Below are 16,368 nucleotides of genomic sequence, written 5' to 3'. Positions count from 1 at the left end.
GCCCGCCTCGCCCGCTGCCGCACCGGGCGCGCAGGGGTTCCCGCACGGAGCGCCGGTCGCGCCCGCCTCACCGGCGGCCGGGCCGGTGTCGCCCGCGGTCTCGGTGCCGGTCAGCGGGCCGTTCGCCGCGCCGGTCAGCGCGCCGTTCACGCCGCCCGGGTCGCCGGCGGTCGCGCCGGTCAGCGGGCCGAATGCGCCGGTGTCGGCGCCGGTCGGGATGGACTCGCCGGTGAGCGGAGCGTTCCAGCCGTCGGCGGAGTGGCCGGCCGGACCGTACCCGCCGCAGCCGGGACTCGGCACGGGCTACCCAGGTGTGCCATCGGTGCCGTCGGTGCCGCCGCAGGGCAGCAGCCGCCCGACCGAGTTCATCACGATGCCTGCCGGGACCATGGTGCAAGCCGTGGTGCTGACCGTGATCGGTATCGCCGCCTACCTCCTGGGCATCACGCTCGCCGCCGACGAGGCGCGCACCTACTACAGCTCCTACTCCTACACCACCTCGTTCTACGGTGAGGAGGAGGCGGCCAGCGCCCTGCTGTTCCTGTGCCTGCCCGGGTGCCTGATGCTCGTCGCGGCGGCATCTGCGGTGGGCGGGCTGCTGCGGCGCCGCCAGCTGCACGTCGACGGCACCGGGCTGCGGCTGCTCGAGCAGGACCCCGGCCCGGACCTGCGGCTCAAGGCGTTCGGCTGGATCGTGCCGTCGCTCGCGCTGGCCATCGGGTCCATCTGCTTCGTCGAGTACTGGTTCGAGGACGGCGACCAGGGCTGGCTGCTCATCCTGCCGTTCCTGGCCGGGCTCGCCGGGCTGGCCCACGGCGTGCTCAAGCTCCGCCGGATCGAAGCCGGGCGCCACCGGTGGCTCGGACAGCTCCGGCAGGCGCCGCCGTCGGCCGCGGGTGCGCGGATGGCGATCGAGACGGATGCGTACCGCTGGGCGGACGTGCACTCCGTCACCGTGCAGCGGGTCGGAGCCAACCGGCACCGTTCGGTCGTGATCGTGCCGGCCGACCGCAGCGAGCTGCACAGTCCGGCGTCCGCGCACCGCCGCATCCTGTTCAGCGGGACCGCGTTCGTGTTCGCGGACCTCGACGCCGCAGGGATGCCGGCGCGGCGGGTGACCGCCGCGATCGAGCAGGTCAGCGGCGGCAAACTGGGCGGCGCCGTCGGTCGCTGAGCGCACGGCGGCCGCCGCCGGGGCCCGGGGCGCCCGGTCGCCGCTGGGCGCGGGGGTGCCGCCGTCGGTCAAAGCCGCCGTCGGGCCGGGGTGCCGCCGTTGGTCAAGGCCGCGGTTGGGCTCGCGGCGCCGCCGTCAAGGGTGCCGTCGGGCTCGGCTGCTTGGCCGCCGCTGGGTGCGGGGCGCGGTCGTCGGTCAGGGCTGCCGTTGGGCTCGCGGTGCCGCCGCCGTCAGGCCCTGCGTGCCGCCGTTGGTCAAGGCCGCCGTTCGGGCTTGGGGCGCCGCCGCCGTCGGGTCGGGGTGCCGCCGTCGGTCAAGGCCGCGGTCGGGCTCGGATCGCCGCCACCGTCAAGGCCGCCGCTGGGCCGGGGTGCCGGCGTCGGTCGAGGCCGCGGTCGGGCTCGGGGCGCCGCCGTCGTCGGGAGCTGGGTGCGGCTGTTGGTCAAGGCTGTCGTTGGGCTTGGGGCGCCGCCGCCGTCAAGGCCGCCGTCGGACCCTGGGTGCCGCCGCCGGTCTTGGCCGCCGCTGGCTCCGGGGCACCGTCGCCGGTCTTGAACGCCGCTGGGTTCGGGGTGCTGCCGCCAGTCACGGCCGTCGGCGGGTGCGGGGCGCCGGTCTCGATCGCCGTGCGCAGCAGCGCTGCGAACAGTGCCAGGCTCGCCAGGACGTAGACGTTGCCGACGACCGCGGCCACGATCGCCCGGTCGCCCTCGGTGGTCCAGATGAGCCGGCTGCACAGCACCGCCCACGCCCCGCTCGCGACGGCGACCGCACCCGCCTCGGCCAGCACCACCAGCGCCGGGATGAGCCACACCAGGTGGTGGCCCCAGCTGATCGGGCTGCACAGGCAGCCGAGCGCCCCGGTGAGCGCGAGCCCGAGCCGCACGTCGCCGGTGCGGCGCACCGCCCAGCACCAGGCGGCGGCGAGGACCGCCGACAGCGCCACCCACGCCGGCACGGCGGCCGCATCCGGCAGCAGCCGCACCAGCGCGCCGTACAGCGACTGGTTGAACACGAACCCGGGTTCGCCGACCCGGCCGAGCTCGAAGAGGGCGCCGAGCCAGAACCGCCGGGAGGCGTCCGGGGCGACGGCGGCGGTCAGGGCACCGGCCGCACCGAACGTGGCCGCGGCCGTGGCGGCCGCCCGGTATCGCCTGGTCGCCAGCAGGTACAGCACGAACACCAGCGGGACGAGCTTCACCGCGGCCGCCAGCCCGATGCCGATCCCGGCGAGGCGGTGCCGCCGCGCGACGAGCAGCCCGAGATCGGCGGCCACGAGCCCGAGCAGCACCAGGTTCACCTGGCCGAACGAGAACACCGCCCGGACGGGGTCGAGCATGGCGGCGCCGGCGGTCGCGCAGAGCAGCACCGCGCCGGGCGGCCAGCCGGTGCGGGCGGTGAGGGGGCCGACCAGCCAGGACAGCACCCCGGTCAGCGCGGCGGCGCTCACCACGAAGCTCGCGCCGACGGCGACCGGCCAGGGCGCGACGGCGAGCGGCGCCATGAGGATCGCGGCGGCCGGCGGGTAGGTGAACCCGTACGGGCTGCCGGGCAGCAGGTACGCGTACAGATCCCCGCCGGCCAGCCAGGAGCTGACGGCGCCGCGGTACACCCGCAGGTCGAACAGGCCGTTCCAGCTGGTCAGGGTGGCGCTGACGAGCACGGCGGCGAGGAGGCCGGCGCCGGTCGCGACATACGCCACCCGCTGCCGCATGCGATCACGGTAGCCGCCGGCGGTCCGGCGGGCCTCAACCGTTCGACCATGGCGGGTCGGTGCGAATCAGCCCGCCGGCGCCAGGACCGCGTCGTCCGGGGCGCCGTAGATCGCCTTGTAGGCGAGGTAGGAGGTCAGTCCTTCCGGGCCCAGCTCGCGGCCCATGCCGCTGGCCTTCACCCCGCCGAACGGGGCGGCGTGCGAGGTGCCGTACATGTTGACGCCGATCGAACCGGTCTCGATCTGCCGGGCGACCTGCAGGGCGTGCTCGACGTCCTGGCTGAAGACGCAGCCGGCGAGGCCGTAGTCGGAGTCGTTGGCGATGGCGATCGCCTCGGCCTCGCTGCTGTAGGGGATGACCGCGACGACCGGGCCGAAGATCTCGTCCCGGGCGATCCGCATGCTGTTGTCGACCTGGTCGAAGACGGTCGGCTCGAGGTAGTAGCCGCGGTCCAGGCCGGTGGGCCGCCCGCCGCCGAGCACGACCCGGCCGCCCTGCTCCCGGCCGAGGGCGATGTACTGCTCGACGCGTTCGCGCTGGGCCTGCGAGATGAGCGGGCCCATGGTCGTGTCCTCCTTGCGCGGGTCGCCGGTGACGGTGGCGGCCAGCGCGGCGGTGACGGCCTGGACCGTCTCGTCGTACCGCGCGCGGGGCGCCAGCACGCGGGTGTGGGAGAAGCAGACCTGGCCGGTCTCCGGCGCGCACAGCCGCGCGGCCTTGGCCGCGAAGAGCTCCATGTCGGCGTCCTCGAGCAGGATGGCGGCCGACTTGCCGCCGAGCTCGAGGGTGACCGGCTTGAAGTCCGCGGCGCAGGCCTGGGCGATCGCGCGGCCGGCCGCCGTGGAGCCGGTGAAGGCGACCTTGCGGACGCCGGGGTGGGCGACGAGCGCGGCGCCTGTGGCGGCGCCGCCGGTGATGACGTTGAAGACGCCGGGCGGGAAGCCGGCCTCGGCGACGGCGTCGGCGAGCAGGAACGCGTCGAGGCTGGTCTGCGGTGCGGGCTTGAGCACCACGGTGCAGCCGGCCGCCAGCGCCGGCGCGATCTTGAACGCGGCCAGGGGTTGGGGGCCGTTCCAGGGCGCGATCAGGCCGGCGACCCCGACCGGTTCCTTCCGCACGAGGGTGTTCGAGCCGCGGTAGGTGCGCAGTTCCTCGAACTCGTAGGTGCGCACGACGCCGGCGTAGTAGCGGTAGAGGTTGGCGGCGCCCATGACGTGCAGGCGCTGCATGGCGACTGGGAACCCGTTCTGCGGCAGGAGGACCTCGACGAACTCGTCCGCGCGCCGGTCCAGCACCGTGGCCAGGTTGTCGAGCAGGTCGGCGCGGTTCGCGGGGGTCAGGCTGCGCCAGGCGTCGGCGGTCAGGGCGGTGTGGGCGGCGCGCACCGCGACGTCGACGTCGGTGTCGTCGGCGTCAGCGATTGATCCGAATTCTTCCTCGGTGGCCGGGTTGGTGATGCCCAGCCGTGCACCGCTGTGGGCGCTTTCGCGGCGACCTGCGACGTAGAGGTGATTCACGTAGGTTTCCACACACAACTCCTGGTGTCTTCCGCCGCTTCGGAAAAGGTCCTGACCGGCTCTTATTACGAGTCAGTTAACTCTGATAGTGTACTCCGGTACATGAGCGTAGTGTCTGTACTCAGCTTCCGCAGCGACGCCACGGGTGGGATCGGTCGCGTGCGCGAGGAGGCATTGCTCCGCGTCATAGCCCGGTCGCGACCATCTCTCGCTAACGTGAAGGAGACCCGGTGACCCGTTTGAGGACGGCTCTGACCTGCTCGATTCTGGCCCTGACCACCACCCTGGCCGCCTGCGGCGGATCCTCTACCAGCTCCGACCCGTCGGCCGCCTCGTCCGGCAAGCCCGACGAGGCCAAGAACGCCGCTGCCACGCTGCGCGTCGTCGTGCCCTCGATCTCGCAGTTCCTCGGACAGCCGTTCCAGGCGGCGTCGCCCCCTCGGGCCGAGTCCACCTCGGCGATCTTCGACGCGCTCACCCGGGTCGACAACACGGGCACGCCCGTGCCGTGGCTCGCCAAGTCCTGGAACCGTGTCAACGACACCACCTGGCAGTTCTCGTTACGCACCGACGTGAAGTTCTCCAACGGCGAGCCGGTCGACGCCGACGCCGTCGTGGCGACCGTAACCACCCTGCTCGGCGCCGCCGGCACCGGCAGCGTCGCCAAGCTGTACAACCCGACGGTGTCCGGGGCGACCAAGGTCGACGCCGCCACCGTCAACATCACCAGCTCCAAGCCCGACGGGGTGCTGCCGCAGGAGATCGCGGCGCTGTACATCGTGCCGCCGAAGTACCTCGCCGAGGTCGGGATGGACGGCTTCGCCAAGGCCCCGATCGGCACCGGTCCCTACACGGTCACGTCGATCAGCAGCACCGAGATCGCGATGAAGGCCAACCCGACGTCGTGGCGGAAGCCGATCATCGGCAACCTCCAGATCAAGCAGGTCGCGGACCAGACGGCGCGGACCAACGCGATCCTGTCCAACGCGGCCGACATCAACACCCTGCTGGACCTCGACCAGATCGACAACGTCAAGGCCAAGAACTTCACGGTCTTCCCGCTGAAGAACCAGGCCGTCTTCCTGCTGCAGTTCATCGCGTCCACGGGTGGCTCGAAGCCGCTGGACAACCCACTGGTCCGCCAGGCGATCAACTACGCCGTCGACAAGGACGCGGTCATCAAGTCGGTGTTCCAGGGCCTGACCACCGTGGCCAGCCAGGGCACCGCCCCCGGCACCACCGGTCACGACGACGGCCTGCAGCCCTACCCGTACGACCAGGCCAAGGCCAAGGACCTGCTCACCCAGGCCGGCTACCCGAACGGCTTCGAGCTCACCGGCGTCTACTCCCTCGGCGCCTTCGCCGGCGACAAGGACTTCCTGGCCCAGGCGCAGAGCGACCTCGCCAAGGTCGGGATCAAGCTGACCATGAAGCAGGAGACCACCGCGAACATGACCAGCTACCTGCTCAAGGGGCAGTGGCCGGCCGACATGTTCACCACGGCCTACCTCACGGCGCCGACCCAGGACGCGACGAAGGCCTACTCCTTCAACAGCTGCCTGCGCAAGCCCGGCTCGTGGTGCGACCAGACCCAGGCGGACCTGATCAGCAAGGCCCTGACTCAGACCGTGGGCACCCCGGAACGGGCGGAAACGCTCAAGGCGCTCGCCAAGGCGATCCACGACAACCCGCCGGCATTGTTCTTCAACAACGGGCTCAAAGTCATCGCCTACAGCAGCGGTGTGGCCGGTTACACAATCGACAGCTCGACGAACACTTCCTGGGAGACAGTGTATTTCAAGTAGCTGATCTTCCCGACTCGTTCAATGGTGCCGGCACCAGGCAAGACGGTGCCGGCACCTGATCAGAAGGACGATACGAATGGCCGATACCGGAATCAGTACGGGACAATCAGCCGCCGCCGTGCGGGCACTGAGTGTGACCTATCGTCGCGGCGCCCGACTGGTGCACGCCGCCCGCGACGTCAGCATCGACATTCGGCGGGGCCGCATCGTCGGGCTCATCGGCGAGTCGGGCGCGGGCAAGTCGACGGTGTTGCGGGCCCTGCTGGGCCTGACCAAGCCGACCAGCGGCGTCGTCGAGATCGCCGGCACCGACCTGTCGACCGTGTCGGCGAAGGCGGCCCTCGCCCTGCGCAACCGCATCCAGGTCGTCATGCAGAACCCGTACGCCAGCCTCGACCCGCGCTGGTCGGTGGCGGACTCGATCGCCGAGCCGCTGCGGGCCCGGTCCCGGCAGCGCGGCAGCGAGCCGATGAGCAAGGACGACATCGCCCGCCGCGTCGGCGAGATGCTCGACCGGGTGCGGCTGCCCACCAGCAAGCTGCACTCGTTGCCCCGCGAGCTGTCCGGCGGCGAGCGCCAGCGTGTCGCCATCGCCCGGGCGCTGTCGGTGCGCCCGGCCATCCTCGTCGCCGACGAGCCGGTCACCGCCCTGGACAACGTGACCACCGCGGAGATCCTCGGCCTCCTCGAGGAGCTGCACGCCGAGGTCGGGCTGGCCATCCTGATCGTCTCGCACAGCATGTCGGTCATCGCCCAGCTCGCCGACGACGTCCACGTGATGCAGGACGGCCGGGTCGTCGAGTCCGGCTCGGCCGAGTCGGTGCTGGACCACCCGCAGCACCCGCACACCGCCATGCTCATCGCCGCGAGCCGGTACCTCGACGAATGGGACGGCTCGGGCCCCGAACTCACCACGGCGGCGGCGCGATGACCCAGCAGCTCTCCGCGCGGCCCGCAGCCGCCCCGCCGCAGGACGCCAAGGACCCCGTGGCCCGCCGCATCGCGCTGCGGCTCGGGGTGCGGGTGGTCGAGCTGGTCGGGTTCCTGGTCCTGCTCGTCACCGTGCTGTTCTTCCTGGCCCGGGTCCAGGGCGACCCGGCCGTCATCCTGGCCGGCCCCGAGGCGACCCCCGAGGACGTGGCCCAGATCCGCGTGATCTACGGGCTCGACAGCCCGCTGATCATCCAGTACCTCAACTTCCTGCGGCAGTTCCTGCTGTTCGACTTCGGCAACTCGATCACCGAGCGGGTCCCCGCGCTGGACCTCGCCGCCGGCCGGCTCGGCACGACGCTCCTGCTGTGCGTGATCGCGACGGTCATCAACGTCGCGGTCGCCACGCCGATCGGCATCTACATCGGCGGTGGCACCGGTTCCGCCGCCGGCCGCCGCCGCCCGCTGCGCAAGGTCGTCAGCGGCATCGTGCTGGCCACCCAGGGCATCCAGTACTACATCATCGCGCTGCTGCTGATCACCGTGTTCGCGATCAAGCTGCAGGTGCTCCCGGCGATCGGGTTCGACCGGGCCGACTCGTGGATCCTGCCGAGCATCAGCCTCGCCTGGCTGGCGGCGCCGCGCCTGGCCCGGGTCGTGCAGAGCGCCGCGCGGCAGGTCTGGTCCTCGGAGCTGGTGCACACCGCGACCGCGTACGGGTTGTCGCCCGCGACGATCCGCACCAAGTACGTGCTGCCCAACGTGCTGGTGCCGCTGATCGCGACCGCGGGCACGCAGTTCACGCTGCTGCTGTCCGGCGCGGTGATCGTCGAGCAGCTCTTCGGCATCAACGGCCTCGGCCAGCTGCTGGTCGTCAGCGTGCAGAACGCGGACTTCCCGTCGCTGGCCGCCGGCGTCACCCTCATCGGCCTGGTCGTCTTCGCCGTCACCGCGGTGTCGGACGTGCTGTACCGGATCGCCGATCCCCGGCTGAGGAGGAACGGCTGATGGCCACCAGCGGCACCCGGACCTGGCGGCTGCTGCCACGCGGCGTGAAGAGCTCGCTGTACTGGCTGATCAGCCTGCTCATCCTCGGCCTCACCGTGTGGAAGCACGGGGCCGGGCACGCCGAGCAGGACATCCGCAGCCGGCTGCAGGGCCCGAGCGCGCAGCACTGGCTGGGCACCGACGGCGCCGGCCGGGACAACCTCCAGGAGCTGCTGCACGGGCTGCCGTGGTCGGTCGAGGTCGCGCTGCTCGCCACGCTGATCGCCGCGGTCGTCGGCACGCTCGTCGGCGTCACGTCCGGGTGGTACGGGCGCTGGTGGGCGCGGGCGATCCTTCGGCTGGTCGACTTCGAGGTGGCGTTCCCGTTCGTCGTGATGGCGGTCGTCCTGATCGGCGTGCTGGGCCGGGGCACCCTGCAGATCGCGCTGGTGCTCGGCATCGCGCTGTGGCCGCTGGTCGCCCGGGTCGTGCACGGCGAGACGCTGCAGCTGCGCGAGCAGGAGTACGTCGTCTACAGCAACCTCGTGTGGGGCAACGGGCTGCGGGTCATCCGGGAGCACCTGGTGCCGGCGCTGCTCATCCGGGTCGCGGTCGTCAGCGCGTTCGTGTTCGGCGACGTGCTCGGCGCGGCCGCGGCGCTGTCGCTGCTCGGCATCGGGCCGTCGCTGGAGACGTCGTCCTGGGGCAACATGCTGGCCGACGGGCAGCAGTACCTCAACCGCGACCCCTGGATCGCGCTGAGCTCGGCGTTGGCGCTGGTCGTGCTGCTGGTCTTCGTGAACATGCTGGCCGACCGGCTGGCCGCGGCGGCGTCCCGGTCGGGCACGGCGGCCACCATGACGGAGGTGCTCGCACCGGCCGAGGCCGCAGACCTGGACGCGACCGCACCGGCAGATCGGGGAGCGCGATGACCGAGACGACCAACACGACCAAGCCGACCGGTGCGGGCGGGCCGGCCGGGGCGACCCAGCTGGTGGTCGACGTGTCGCAGCTGACCGTCGAGCTCGGCGACCCGGACCGCGGGCACGGGGTGCGGATCGGGCCGGTCGACCTGCGGATCGGGCGCGGCGAGTGCGTGTGCGTCGTGGGCACCTCGGGCGCCGGCAAGAGCACCATCGGCCAGGCGCTGCTCGGCATGCTCGGCCCCGGCGGCCGGGTCACCGGCGGTTCGGTGCGCGTCGCCGGTACGTCGCTGTTCGAGGCCGACGACAAGACGCTGCGTTCGCTGCGCGGCTCCACCGTGACGATGATCTTCCAGGACCCGACCTCCGCGCTGAACCCGGTGCGTCGCCTGGACAAGATCTTCGCCGACGTCCTCAAGGCCCACGGCACCACCGGCAAGGACGAGATCGTGGCGCGGACCCGGGAGGCCCTGACCGCGGCCGAGCTCGACCCGGACGCGGCGATGCGGCGCTACGCCCACGAGCTGTCCGGCGGCATGCGCCAGCGCGTGATGGTGGCCCTCGCCCTGGTCAACCGGCCCGCCGTGATCGTCGCCGACGAGCCGACGACCGCGCTGGACCCGACCACGCAGAAGGAGGTCATCGAGCTGTTCGGCGTCCTGAAGCGGACGAACACCCTCGTGGTGATCACCCACGACCTGCGCGTCGCGCGCCGGCTGGCCGACCGGATCGTCGTGATGAGCCTGGGCCGGATCGTGGAGACCGGCACCGTCGAGGAGATCATGACCGCGCCGCGGCATCCGGTGACGCAGGGGCTCGTCGCCAACCAGAAGCTGACCAAGGTCGTGAAGCGAAGGGACCGGTCCTGAGCCCATGCCGGAAGCCCTGCCGGAAGACCTGTCCGACCTCACGTTCGACACCGTCGTCGCCGGCGGCGGCACCGCCGGCTGCGTGCTGGCCAACCGGCTGTCGGCCACCGGCGAGCGGGTCGCGCTCGTCGAGGCCGGCCCGGACTTCGGCCACAGCCGCGGCGGCGCCTGGCCGCCGGTGCTCAACGACGCGAGGTACGTGCCGACCCCGTACGACTGGGGGTACCACGTCGCGCCGTACGGCTACGAAATCCCGTTCATCCGCGGCCGGGTCCTCGGCGGCTCCTCGGTCATCAACGCGGCCGGCATCAACTGGGGCCTGCGCGAGGACTACGCGCGGTGGGTGGAGCTCGGCGCCGAGGGCTGGGGGTTCGAGGACCTCCGGCCGTTCCTGCTGAAGGTCGAGCGGCTCCGCGGCGACGACGCCCCGGGCCGCGGCCGGGACGGCGCGCTGTTCGTCTCCCGCGACCGGGCGACGTCGCCGCTGCTGGACGACCTGCGCCGGGCCTACGCCGCGGCCGGCCTCCCCGGCCCGATCGACGCCTCCGGCCCCGACGCCGCCGAGGGCTGGGGGGACGGCACCCGCAACGCCGACGGCGACGAGCGGTATCACGCCGCCCGGGCCTACCTGGACGACGTACGCGACCGGCCGAACCTCACGGTCATCGGCGACACGCTCATCGACCGGGTGCTGTGGGACGGCGACACGGTGACCGGCGTGGCCGTCGTCCGCGACGGCCGGCCGTCGCAGCTGCGCGCCCGCCGGGTCGTGCTGGCCGCCGGCGCGATCGGCACGCCCACGGTCCTGCAGCGCTCCGGCATCGGCGACGCGCCCGCCCTCGCGCCGATCCTCGGCGACGGGGTGCCGCTGCACCACCTGCCCGGCGTCGGCCGGAACCTGCACGACCACTACGGCAGCCGGCTGTTCATGCGCACGGCGCCCGGCTTCGCCGAGCGGCTGGCGGCGCGCGGGCACGTCCCGGGCACGCGCCAGTCCTTGTTCGCCCGGGTGAAGAGCGACCCGGCGCTGCCCGCGTACGACCTGAGCATCGGCGTCAACCACGGCGACACCGCACCGCCGGACGGCCTGCTGCCGATCACGGTGTTCCTCGTCCACCTGGCCGCCGAGGGCTCGGTGACGATCGCGGACGCGGACCCGCACTCGCATCCGGTCATCGACCTCGACATCGGCCGGGACGAGGACCTCGACGCGATCGCCCGCGGCCTGCGGTGGCTGCGCAGGCGGCTGGCCGACCCGGCGGTGCGCGACTGGTTCGCCCCTGAAGCCGCCCCTGAAGCCTCTGAGTCGGCCGTAGGGGACGCGGACCTGCGCGAGTACGTCCGGCGCAACATCTTCCTGTTCCACCACGCCACCGGCACCGGCCGGCTCGGCCCGGCCGGCGACCCACTGGCGGTGGCAGGCCTCGACGGGCGCGTCCACGGCTTCACCAACCTGTACATCGGCGACGCCAGCCTCATGCCCAGCATTCCGCGGGGCATGATGATCCTGACGGTCTACGCGATGGCGGAGAAGGTCGCCGCCGGTCTGGTGGCGACGTCGCCGGTGCCGCGATGACGCCACCGCCCGGCCTGACCCGCTGGCGCCCCGGCGGCGCCGGCGTGCGCATGGACCCGGTTCCGGCGGTCGGCGAACACCCCGAACGGATCCTGGCCGGTCTCGGCCGCAGCGCCGAGCAGATCGCCGCCTTGCGCGATGCCGGCGCCATCTGAACCAGCAGAAGGAGGTGGCGGCGTGACGGACCTGAATGCTGAGGAACGCGCCGTGGTCGACCTGGTCCGCGACTTCGTCGACCGGGACGTGCGCCCGGTCGCCCGCGACCTGGAGCACGCGAACGAGTACCCGGAGCGGCTCATCGACACGATGAAGGAGCTCGGCGTCTTCGGGCTGGCGATCCCCGAGCAGTACGGCGGGGCGCGCGTGTCCATGTCCTGCTACGTGCAGGTCACCGAGGAGCTCGCCCGGGGCTGGATGAGCCTGGCCGGCGCGATGGGCGGGCACACGGTGGTGGCGAAGCTGCTGCTCGCGTTCGGCACCGAGGAGCAGCGGCAGCGGTACCTGCCGGGGATGGCGACCGGCGCGATCCGGGCCACGATGGCGCTCACCGAGCCGGGTGGCGGCTCCGACCTGCAGGCCATGACGACGACGGCCCGCCGCGACGGCGACGGGTACGTGATCAGCGGCGCCAAGACGTGGATCACCAACGCGCGGCGTTCGCAGCTCATCGCGCTGCTGTGCAAGACCGACCCCGACGCCGTGCCGAAGCACAAGGGCGTGAGCATCCTGCTGGTCGAGCACGGGCCGGGCCTGACCGTCTCGCGGGACCTGCCCAAGCTCGGCTACAAGGGCGTGGAGAGCTGCGAGCTGTCGTTCGACGGCTACCGGGCGCCGGCCGGAGCGCTGCTCGGCGGCGTCGAGGGGCGCGGGTTCGCCCAGATGATGACCGGGCTGGAGACGGGGCGGCTGCAGGTGGCGGCCCGGGCGCTGGGCGTGGGGCGGGCCGCGTTCGAGGACGCGCTGCGCTACTCGCAGGAGCGGCACTCGTTCGGCCGGCCGATCTGGCAGCACCAGTCGGTCGGCAACTACCTCGCCGACATGGCGACGAGGCTGACCGCCGCCCGGCAGCTGGTGCTGTACGCGGCGGAGCGCACCGAGGCCGGGCGGCGGTGCGACCTGGAGGCGGGGATGGCGAAGCTGTTCGCGTCCGAGACGGCCATGCAGATCGCGCTCGACGCGATGCGGGTGCACGGCGGCTACGGCTACTCCACGGAGTTCGACATCGAGCGGTACTTCCGCGACGCCCCGCTGATGATCGTGGGTGAGGGCACCAACGAGATCCAGCGCAACGTCATCGCCCGCCAGCTCGTGGAGCGGGGCGGGATCGACGCCTGACCGGCGGGGCACCGCCCCGGTGCAGGGGTCTCGGCAATATGTTTATCTCTAGTATAGAACTTGAGTACATGATACCGTGCAAGCATTGCGGTACCCCAGTGCAGCGGAGGTGGCGGAATGAGCGGGTGGGACAGGTTTCTGACCGAGCACGACCGGGAGATCGCCGCGCAGGCCGGCTACGGCGCCAGGATGGGGCTCGGCGGCAACGTCGCCGTCCTGCTCATCGACGCCACCTACCTGTTCTGCGGCGACCCCGGGCTCAGCGAGGCTGAGTCGCTGGCGCTATACCGCAACTCCTGCGGCCCGGCGGCGTGGCGGGCCGTCGAGGCCATGGCCGGTCTCGCCGCCGCCGCCCGCGAGCGCGGCCTGCCGGTCGTCTACACCCGGCCGGTGCGCCCCCGCCCCGACGGGCTCAACCGCGGCCGCTGGCTGGACAAGAACCGCCGCGGCCGCGAGGACATGAAGCCGGCGCCGCGCGCCTTCGACATCGTCGACCCGATCACGCCGGCCCCCACCGACGTGGTGCTGGACAAGGAGAAGCCCAGCGCGTTCTTCGGCACCCCGCTGGCCGCGTACCTCACCGACTGGGGCGTCGACTCGCTGCTCGTCGGCGGCGGCGTCACCAGCGGCTGCATCCGCTCCACGGTCCTGGACGCGTTCTCGCTCAACTACCGCGTCGGCGTCGTGCAGGAGCTGACGTTCGACCGGATCGAGGCGTCGCACTGGATCAACCTGTTCGACCTGGACCAGAAGTACGCCGACGTGATCGGCCTGGCCGAGGCCCACGATTACGTCGCGCGGGCCGCGAAGGGGCCGTTCCATGCGGTTGCCTGACTCCGGGCGGTACGCCTACCGCCCCATCACCGACCGGCCCGCGTTCGCCTGGCCGCACGGCGGCGGCCTGGCCGCCTACGTCGCCGTCAACGTGGAGTGCTTCGCCTACGGCGGCGGCGGGGCGACGCTGACGCCCGGCATGGACCCGCCGAACAGCGAGCACCGCCGGTACGGCTGGCGCGACTACGGCATCAGGGTCGGCCTGTGGCGCATCCTCGACGAGCTCGCCGCCCGCGACCTGCCGGCCGCGTTCCTGCTCAACGCGTGGGTCCCCGAGCTGTACCCGCCGGTCGCCGAGGCGCTGCGCGCGTCCGGCGGCGAGATCGTCGGGCACGGCCGCACCAACTCCGAGCTGCAGGGCGGGATGGCCGAGGACGAGGAGCGGACCCTGATCGAGGAGTCCACGGCGCTGCTCACCGCCGCGTTCGGGACCCGCCCGGCCGGCTGGATGTCCCCGGGCGCCACGCAGAGCGCCAACACCCCAGACCTGCTGGCCGAGGCCGGCTACACCTACACCCTCGACTGGCCGATCGACGACCAGCCGGTGTGGCTGTCGACCCGCGGCGGGCCGCTGCTCAACGTGCCGTACCCGCTGGAGACCAACGACTACCCGCAGGTGCTGTCCCGCGGGCACACCGGCCGCGAGTTCGCCGACATCGCCCACGACCACCTGACCGAGATGCTGACCCAGGTGGGCCCGGCGCGGACGCCGCTGGTGTACGCGCTGAGCCTGCACCCGTTCACCGCCGGCCAGCCGCACCGGCTGTACGCCCTGCGCCGGGTGCTGGACCTGCTCGCCGAGCGCCGCGACGACATCTGGCTCACCACTCCCGGCACCATCGCCGAGCACTATGCGGCGCAGGTGACGGCATGAGCGGGCCGGAGCGTAGCGGAGGGCCGCGAATCGGGATTACAGGGTGGAGCTCAGGTCGGCGCCGGAGCGCAGCGGAGGTGACGGCATGAGCGCGGACGACGCGGTGCGGTACGGCAGCGACGTCATGGTCGACGTCCTGGCCCGCCTCGGCATCGAGCACCTCGCCATCAACCCCGGCGCGACGCTGCGCGGCCTGCACGAGTCGCTGGTCCGCGCGGGCAAGCCCGAGCTGCTGCTGACCCTGCACGAGAACGTCGCCGTCGGCATGGCCCACGGCTACGCCAAGGCGACCGGCCGGCCGATGGGTGTCGCGCTGCACAACCTCGTCGGGCTGCAGACCGGCTCCATGGCGCTGTTCAACGCGTTCCTGGACCTGGTGCCGATGCTCGTCGTCGGCGGCAGCGGCCCGGCCGACGCCGCCCGCCGCCGGCCCTGGATCGACTGGATCCACGCCAGCCGCGACCAGGCCGCGCAGGTCCGCGCCTACACCAAGTGGGACGACCAGCCGGCCGGCCTCGACGCCGCCGTGCACAGCCTCGCCCGCGCCCACAGCATCACCACCGCCTTCCCGCAGGCGCCCGTCTACGTCGCCCTCGACGCCGGGCTGCAGGAGGACGTGGTCAGCGGCGAGCCGCGCAACGCGCTGTGGTCGCCCGCGACCGCGCTGGCCCGGCAGAGCACGCCGACGGTCGCCGACGCCGACCTGCTCCCCGTTGCCGAGGCCCTCGCCGCCGCCGAGCGGCCGCTGCTGCTGGCCGACACCGCCGGGCGCAGCGAGGCCGCGTACCGGGCCCTCGTCGCGCTCGCCGAACGGCTCGGCGCGGGCGTCGTGGACCTCGGCGCCCGGCACAACTTCCCCAACACGCACTGGGCCGACCGCACCCAGCACCACCACGCCGACGTCGCCGAGGCCGACGTGATCCTGGCCGTCGACGTGCGCGACCCGTACTTCGCCCTCGGCCGCACCGACGTCGCCAACCGCGACTTCGCCTGGCTGCCCCGCCCCGGCGCGCGGGTCTTCGTGCTGTCCGGCGCGGCGCTCATCGAGCGGGCCCCGCTGGACCGGGCCGCCGCGGCCTGGGACCGGGTCGAGGCGGTGCTGACCGGCGACGCCGCCGTGGCCCTGCCGCGCCTCGCCGAGATCGTCGCCGAGCTGCCGGTGCCGGGCGCCGCCGAGCGCACCGCGGCCCTGCGCGCCACGGCGAGCGGCCCGGCGGTGTTCCGCGAGCGGCTGTCCCGCGCGCCCGGCGCGTTCGGCCCGGCCCGGCTGGCCGCCGAGACGTTCGAGGCGGTCCGCGGCGGCGCGTGGCAGCTCGCGTTCGGCGCGCTGTACGGCAACTCGCGCCGCGCGTTCGACATGGACGAGTTCAACTGCTACCTCGGCATCTCCGGCGGCGGCGGGCTCGGCTACGGGGTCCCCGCGGCCCTGGGCGCCGCGCTCGCGCACCGCCACGACGACACCCTCGTCGTGGACATCCAGCCGGACGGCGACTTCCTCTACACCGCCCAGGCGCTGTGGACCGCCGCCCACGAGCGGCTGCCGCTGCTCGTGGTGATGGCCAACAACCGCACCTACAACCAGGACCGGATGCACCAGACCGAGATCGGCCACCAGCGCGGCCGCGACACCGACGTGGCCGCCGGCATCGACATCACCGGCCCCGACGTCGACTTCGCCACCCTGGCCCGCAGCCAGGGGGTGGAGGGCATCGGCCCGGTCACCGACGCGGCCGAGCTGCCCGCGACGCTCGCCCGCGCGGCGCGCATCGTGCGCGAGGAGCGCCGTCCGGTGCTGGTGGACGCCGTCATGAACCGCGATCGGAGCTGAA

At 72.9% G+C, this 16,368-nt stretch carries 14 protein-coding genes and 1 pseudogene; 12 read left to right on the top strand and 3 right to left on the bottom strand.

Going from position 1 to position 16,368, the window contains the following annotated elements:
• A pseudogene (locus ABZ321_RS56580) lies at positions 1 to 300 on the bottom strand (hypothetical protein); the annotation flags it as partial.
• A 100-nt stretch (positions 301 to 400) separates the two neighbouring features.
• Between ABZ321_RS56580 and ABZ321_RS56575 the strand changes: the two are divergent.
• Entirely contained in the window at positions 401 to 1,174 is a 774-nt protein-coding gene (locus ABZ321_RS56575; protein ID WP_354905102.1) for a hypothetical protein, read from the top strand.
• A gap of 442 nt (positions 1,175 to 1,616) precedes the next feature.
• Here the strand turns inward: ABZ321_RS56575 and ABZ321_RS56570 are convergent, their stop codons facing one another.
• Complete coding sequence (locus ABZ321_RS56570; protein WP_354905100.1) at positions 1,617 to 2,888, bottom strand: glycosyltransferase 87 family protein; 1,272 nt, start codon at positions 2,886 to 2,888, stop codon at positions 1,617 to 1,619.
• A 66-nt stretch (positions 2,889 to 2,954) separates the two neighbouring features.
• Complete coding sequence (locus ABZ321_RS56565; protein ID WP_354905098.1) at positions 2,955 to 4,418, bottom strand: aldehyde dehydrogenase family protein; 1,464 nt, start codon at positions 4,416 to 4,418, stop codon at positions 2,955 to 2,957.
• Between the two features lie 218 nt (positions 4,419 to 4,636).
• Between ABZ321_RS56565 and ABZ321_RS56560 the strand changes: the two genes are divergently transcribed.
• The 11 genes from ABZ321_RS56560 to ABZ321_RS56510 all read left to right on the top strand — a co-directional run bounded on the left by ABZ321_RS56560 (position 4,637) and on the right by ABZ321_RS56510 (position 16,367).
• Positions 4,637 to 6,211 carry an ABC transporter substrate-binding protein gene (locus ABZ321_RS56560; protein ID WP_344500362.1) on the top strand — a complete coding sequence of 525 codons (1,575 nt, stop codon included), beginning with the start codon at positions 4,637 to 4,639 and terminating at the stop codon, positions 6,209 to 6,211.
• Positions 6,212 to 6,344: 133 nt separating this feature from the next.
• Positions 6,345 to 7,142: an ABC transporter ATP-binding protein gene (locus ABZ321_RS56555; RefSeq protein ID WP_354905095.1), complete on the top strand. Its 798-nt coding sequence runs from the start codon at positions 6,345 to 6,347 to the stop codon at positions 7,140 to 7,142.
• A complete protein-coding gene (locus ABZ321_RS56550) occupies positions 7,139 to 8,149 on the top strand; it encodes an ABC transporter permease (RefSeq protein WP_344500366.1) in 1,011 nt (336 codons plus the stop codon). Before ABZ321_RS56555 ends, ABZ321_RS56550 begins: the two co-directional genes overlap by 4 nt.
• A complete protein-coding gene (locus ABZ321_RS56545) occupies positions 8,149 to 9,060 on the top strand; it encodes an ABC transporter permease (protein ID WP_344500368.1) in 912 nt (303 codons plus the stop codon). The genes ABZ321_RS56550 and ABZ321_RS56545 overlap by 1 nt, the downstream gene beginning before the upstream one ends.
• Positions 9,057 to 9,920, top strand: coding sequence for an ABC transporter ATP-binding protein (locus ABZ321_RS56540; protein WP_344500370.1), 864 nt, complete (start codon positions 9,057 to 9,059; stop codon positions 9,918 to 9,920). The genes ABZ321_RS56545 and ABZ321_RS56540 overlap by 4 nt, the downstream gene beginning before the upstream one ends.
• Positions 9,921 to 9,924: 4 nt before the next feature.
• Positions 9,925 to 11,496, top strand: coding sequence for an FAD-dependent oxidoreductase (locus ABZ321_RS56535; protein ID WP_354905091.1), 1,572 nt, complete (start codon positions 9,925 to 9,927; stop codon positions 11,494 to 11,496).
• A complete protein-coding gene (locus tag ABZ321_RS56530; protein WP_344500374.1) occupies positions 11,493 to 11,651 on the top strand; it encodes a hypothetical protein in 159 nt (52 codons plus the stop codon). Before ABZ321_RS56535 ends, ABZ321_RS56530 begins: the two co-directional genes overlap by 4 nt.
• Before the next feature lie 22 nt (positions 11,652 to 11,673).
• A complete protein-coding gene (locus tag ABZ321_RS56525; protein ID WP_344500376.1) occupies positions 11,674 to 12,831 on the top strand; it encodes an acyl-CoA dehydrogenase family protein in 1,158 nt (385 codons plus the stop codon).
• Between the two features lie 117 nt (positions 12,832 to 12,948).
• Complete coding sequence (locus tag ABZ321_RS56520; RefSeq protein ID WP_354905088.1) at positions 12,949 to 13,665, top strand: isochorismatase family protein; 717 nt, start codon at positions 12,949 to 12,951, stop codon at positions 13,663 to 13,665.
• Complete coding sequence (locus ABZ321_RS56515) at positions 13,652 to 14,539, top strand: polysaccharide deacetylase family protein (protein ID WP_354905086.1); 888 nt, start codon at positions 13,652 to 13,654, stop codon at positions 14,537 to 14,539. Before ABZ321_RS56520 ends, ABZ321_RS56515 begins: the two co-directional genes overlap by 14 nt.
• Before the next feature lie 85 nt (positions 14,540 to 14,624).
• Entirely contained in the window at positions 14,625 to 16,367 is a 1,743-nt protein-coding gene (locus ABZ321_RS56510) for a thiamine pyrophosphate-dependent enzyme (protein WP_344500382.1), read from the top strand.
• The last annotated feature ends 1 nt before the right edge of the window (position 16,368 follow it).

The sequence above is a fragment of the Dactylosporangium sp. NPDC006015 genome (genome assembly GCF_040614215.1).
GTDB classification, from domain to species: Bacteria; Actinomycetota; Actinomycetes; order Mycobacteriales; family Micromonosporaceae; genus Dactylosporangium; species Dactylosporangium maewongense.
This window is presented reverse-complemented; position numbering and strand designations above follow the sequence as displayed.

Excerpts from the sequence above, each read along its gene's own strand:
- ABZ321_RS56515 (WP_354905086.1), top strand. The coding sequence starts at position 13,652 with ATGCGGTTGCCTGACTCCGGGCGGTACGCCTACCGCCCCATCACCGAC.
- ABZ321_RS56540 (WP_344500370.1), top strand. The coding sequence starts at position 9,057 with ATGACCGAGACGACCAACACGACCAAGCCGACCGGTGCGGGCGGGCCG.
- ABZ321_RS56545 (WP_344500368.1), top strand. The coding sequence starts at position 8,149 with ATGGCCACCAGCGGCACCCGGACCTGGCGGCTGCTGCCACGCGGCGTG.
- ABZ321_RS56530 (WP_344500374.1), top strand. The coding sequence starts at position 11,493 with ATGACGCCACCGCCCGGCCTGACCCGCTGGCGCCCCGGCGGCGCCGGC.
- ABZ321_RS56535 (WP_354905091.1), top strand. The coding sequence starts at position 9,925 with ATGCCGGAAGCCCTGCCGGAAGACCTGTCCGACCTCACGTTCGACACC.
- ABZ321_RS56520 (WP_354905088.1), top strand. The coding sequence starts at position 12,949 with ATGAGCGGGTGGGACAGGTTTCTGACCGAGCACGACCGGGAGATCGCC.
- ABZ321_RS56510 (WP_344500382.1), top strand. The coding sequence starts at position 14,625 with ATGAGCGCGGACGACGCGGTGCGGTACGGCAGCGACGTCATGGTCGAC.
- ABZ321_RS56550 (WP_344500366.1), top strand. The coding sequence starts at position 7,139 with ATGACCCAGCAGCTCTCCGCGCGGCCCGCAGCCGCCCCGCCGCAGGAC.
- ABZ321_RS56570 (WP_354905100.1), bottom strand. The coding sequence starts at position 2,888 with ATGCGGCAGCGGGTGGCGTATGTCGCGACCGGCGCCGGCCTCCTCGCC.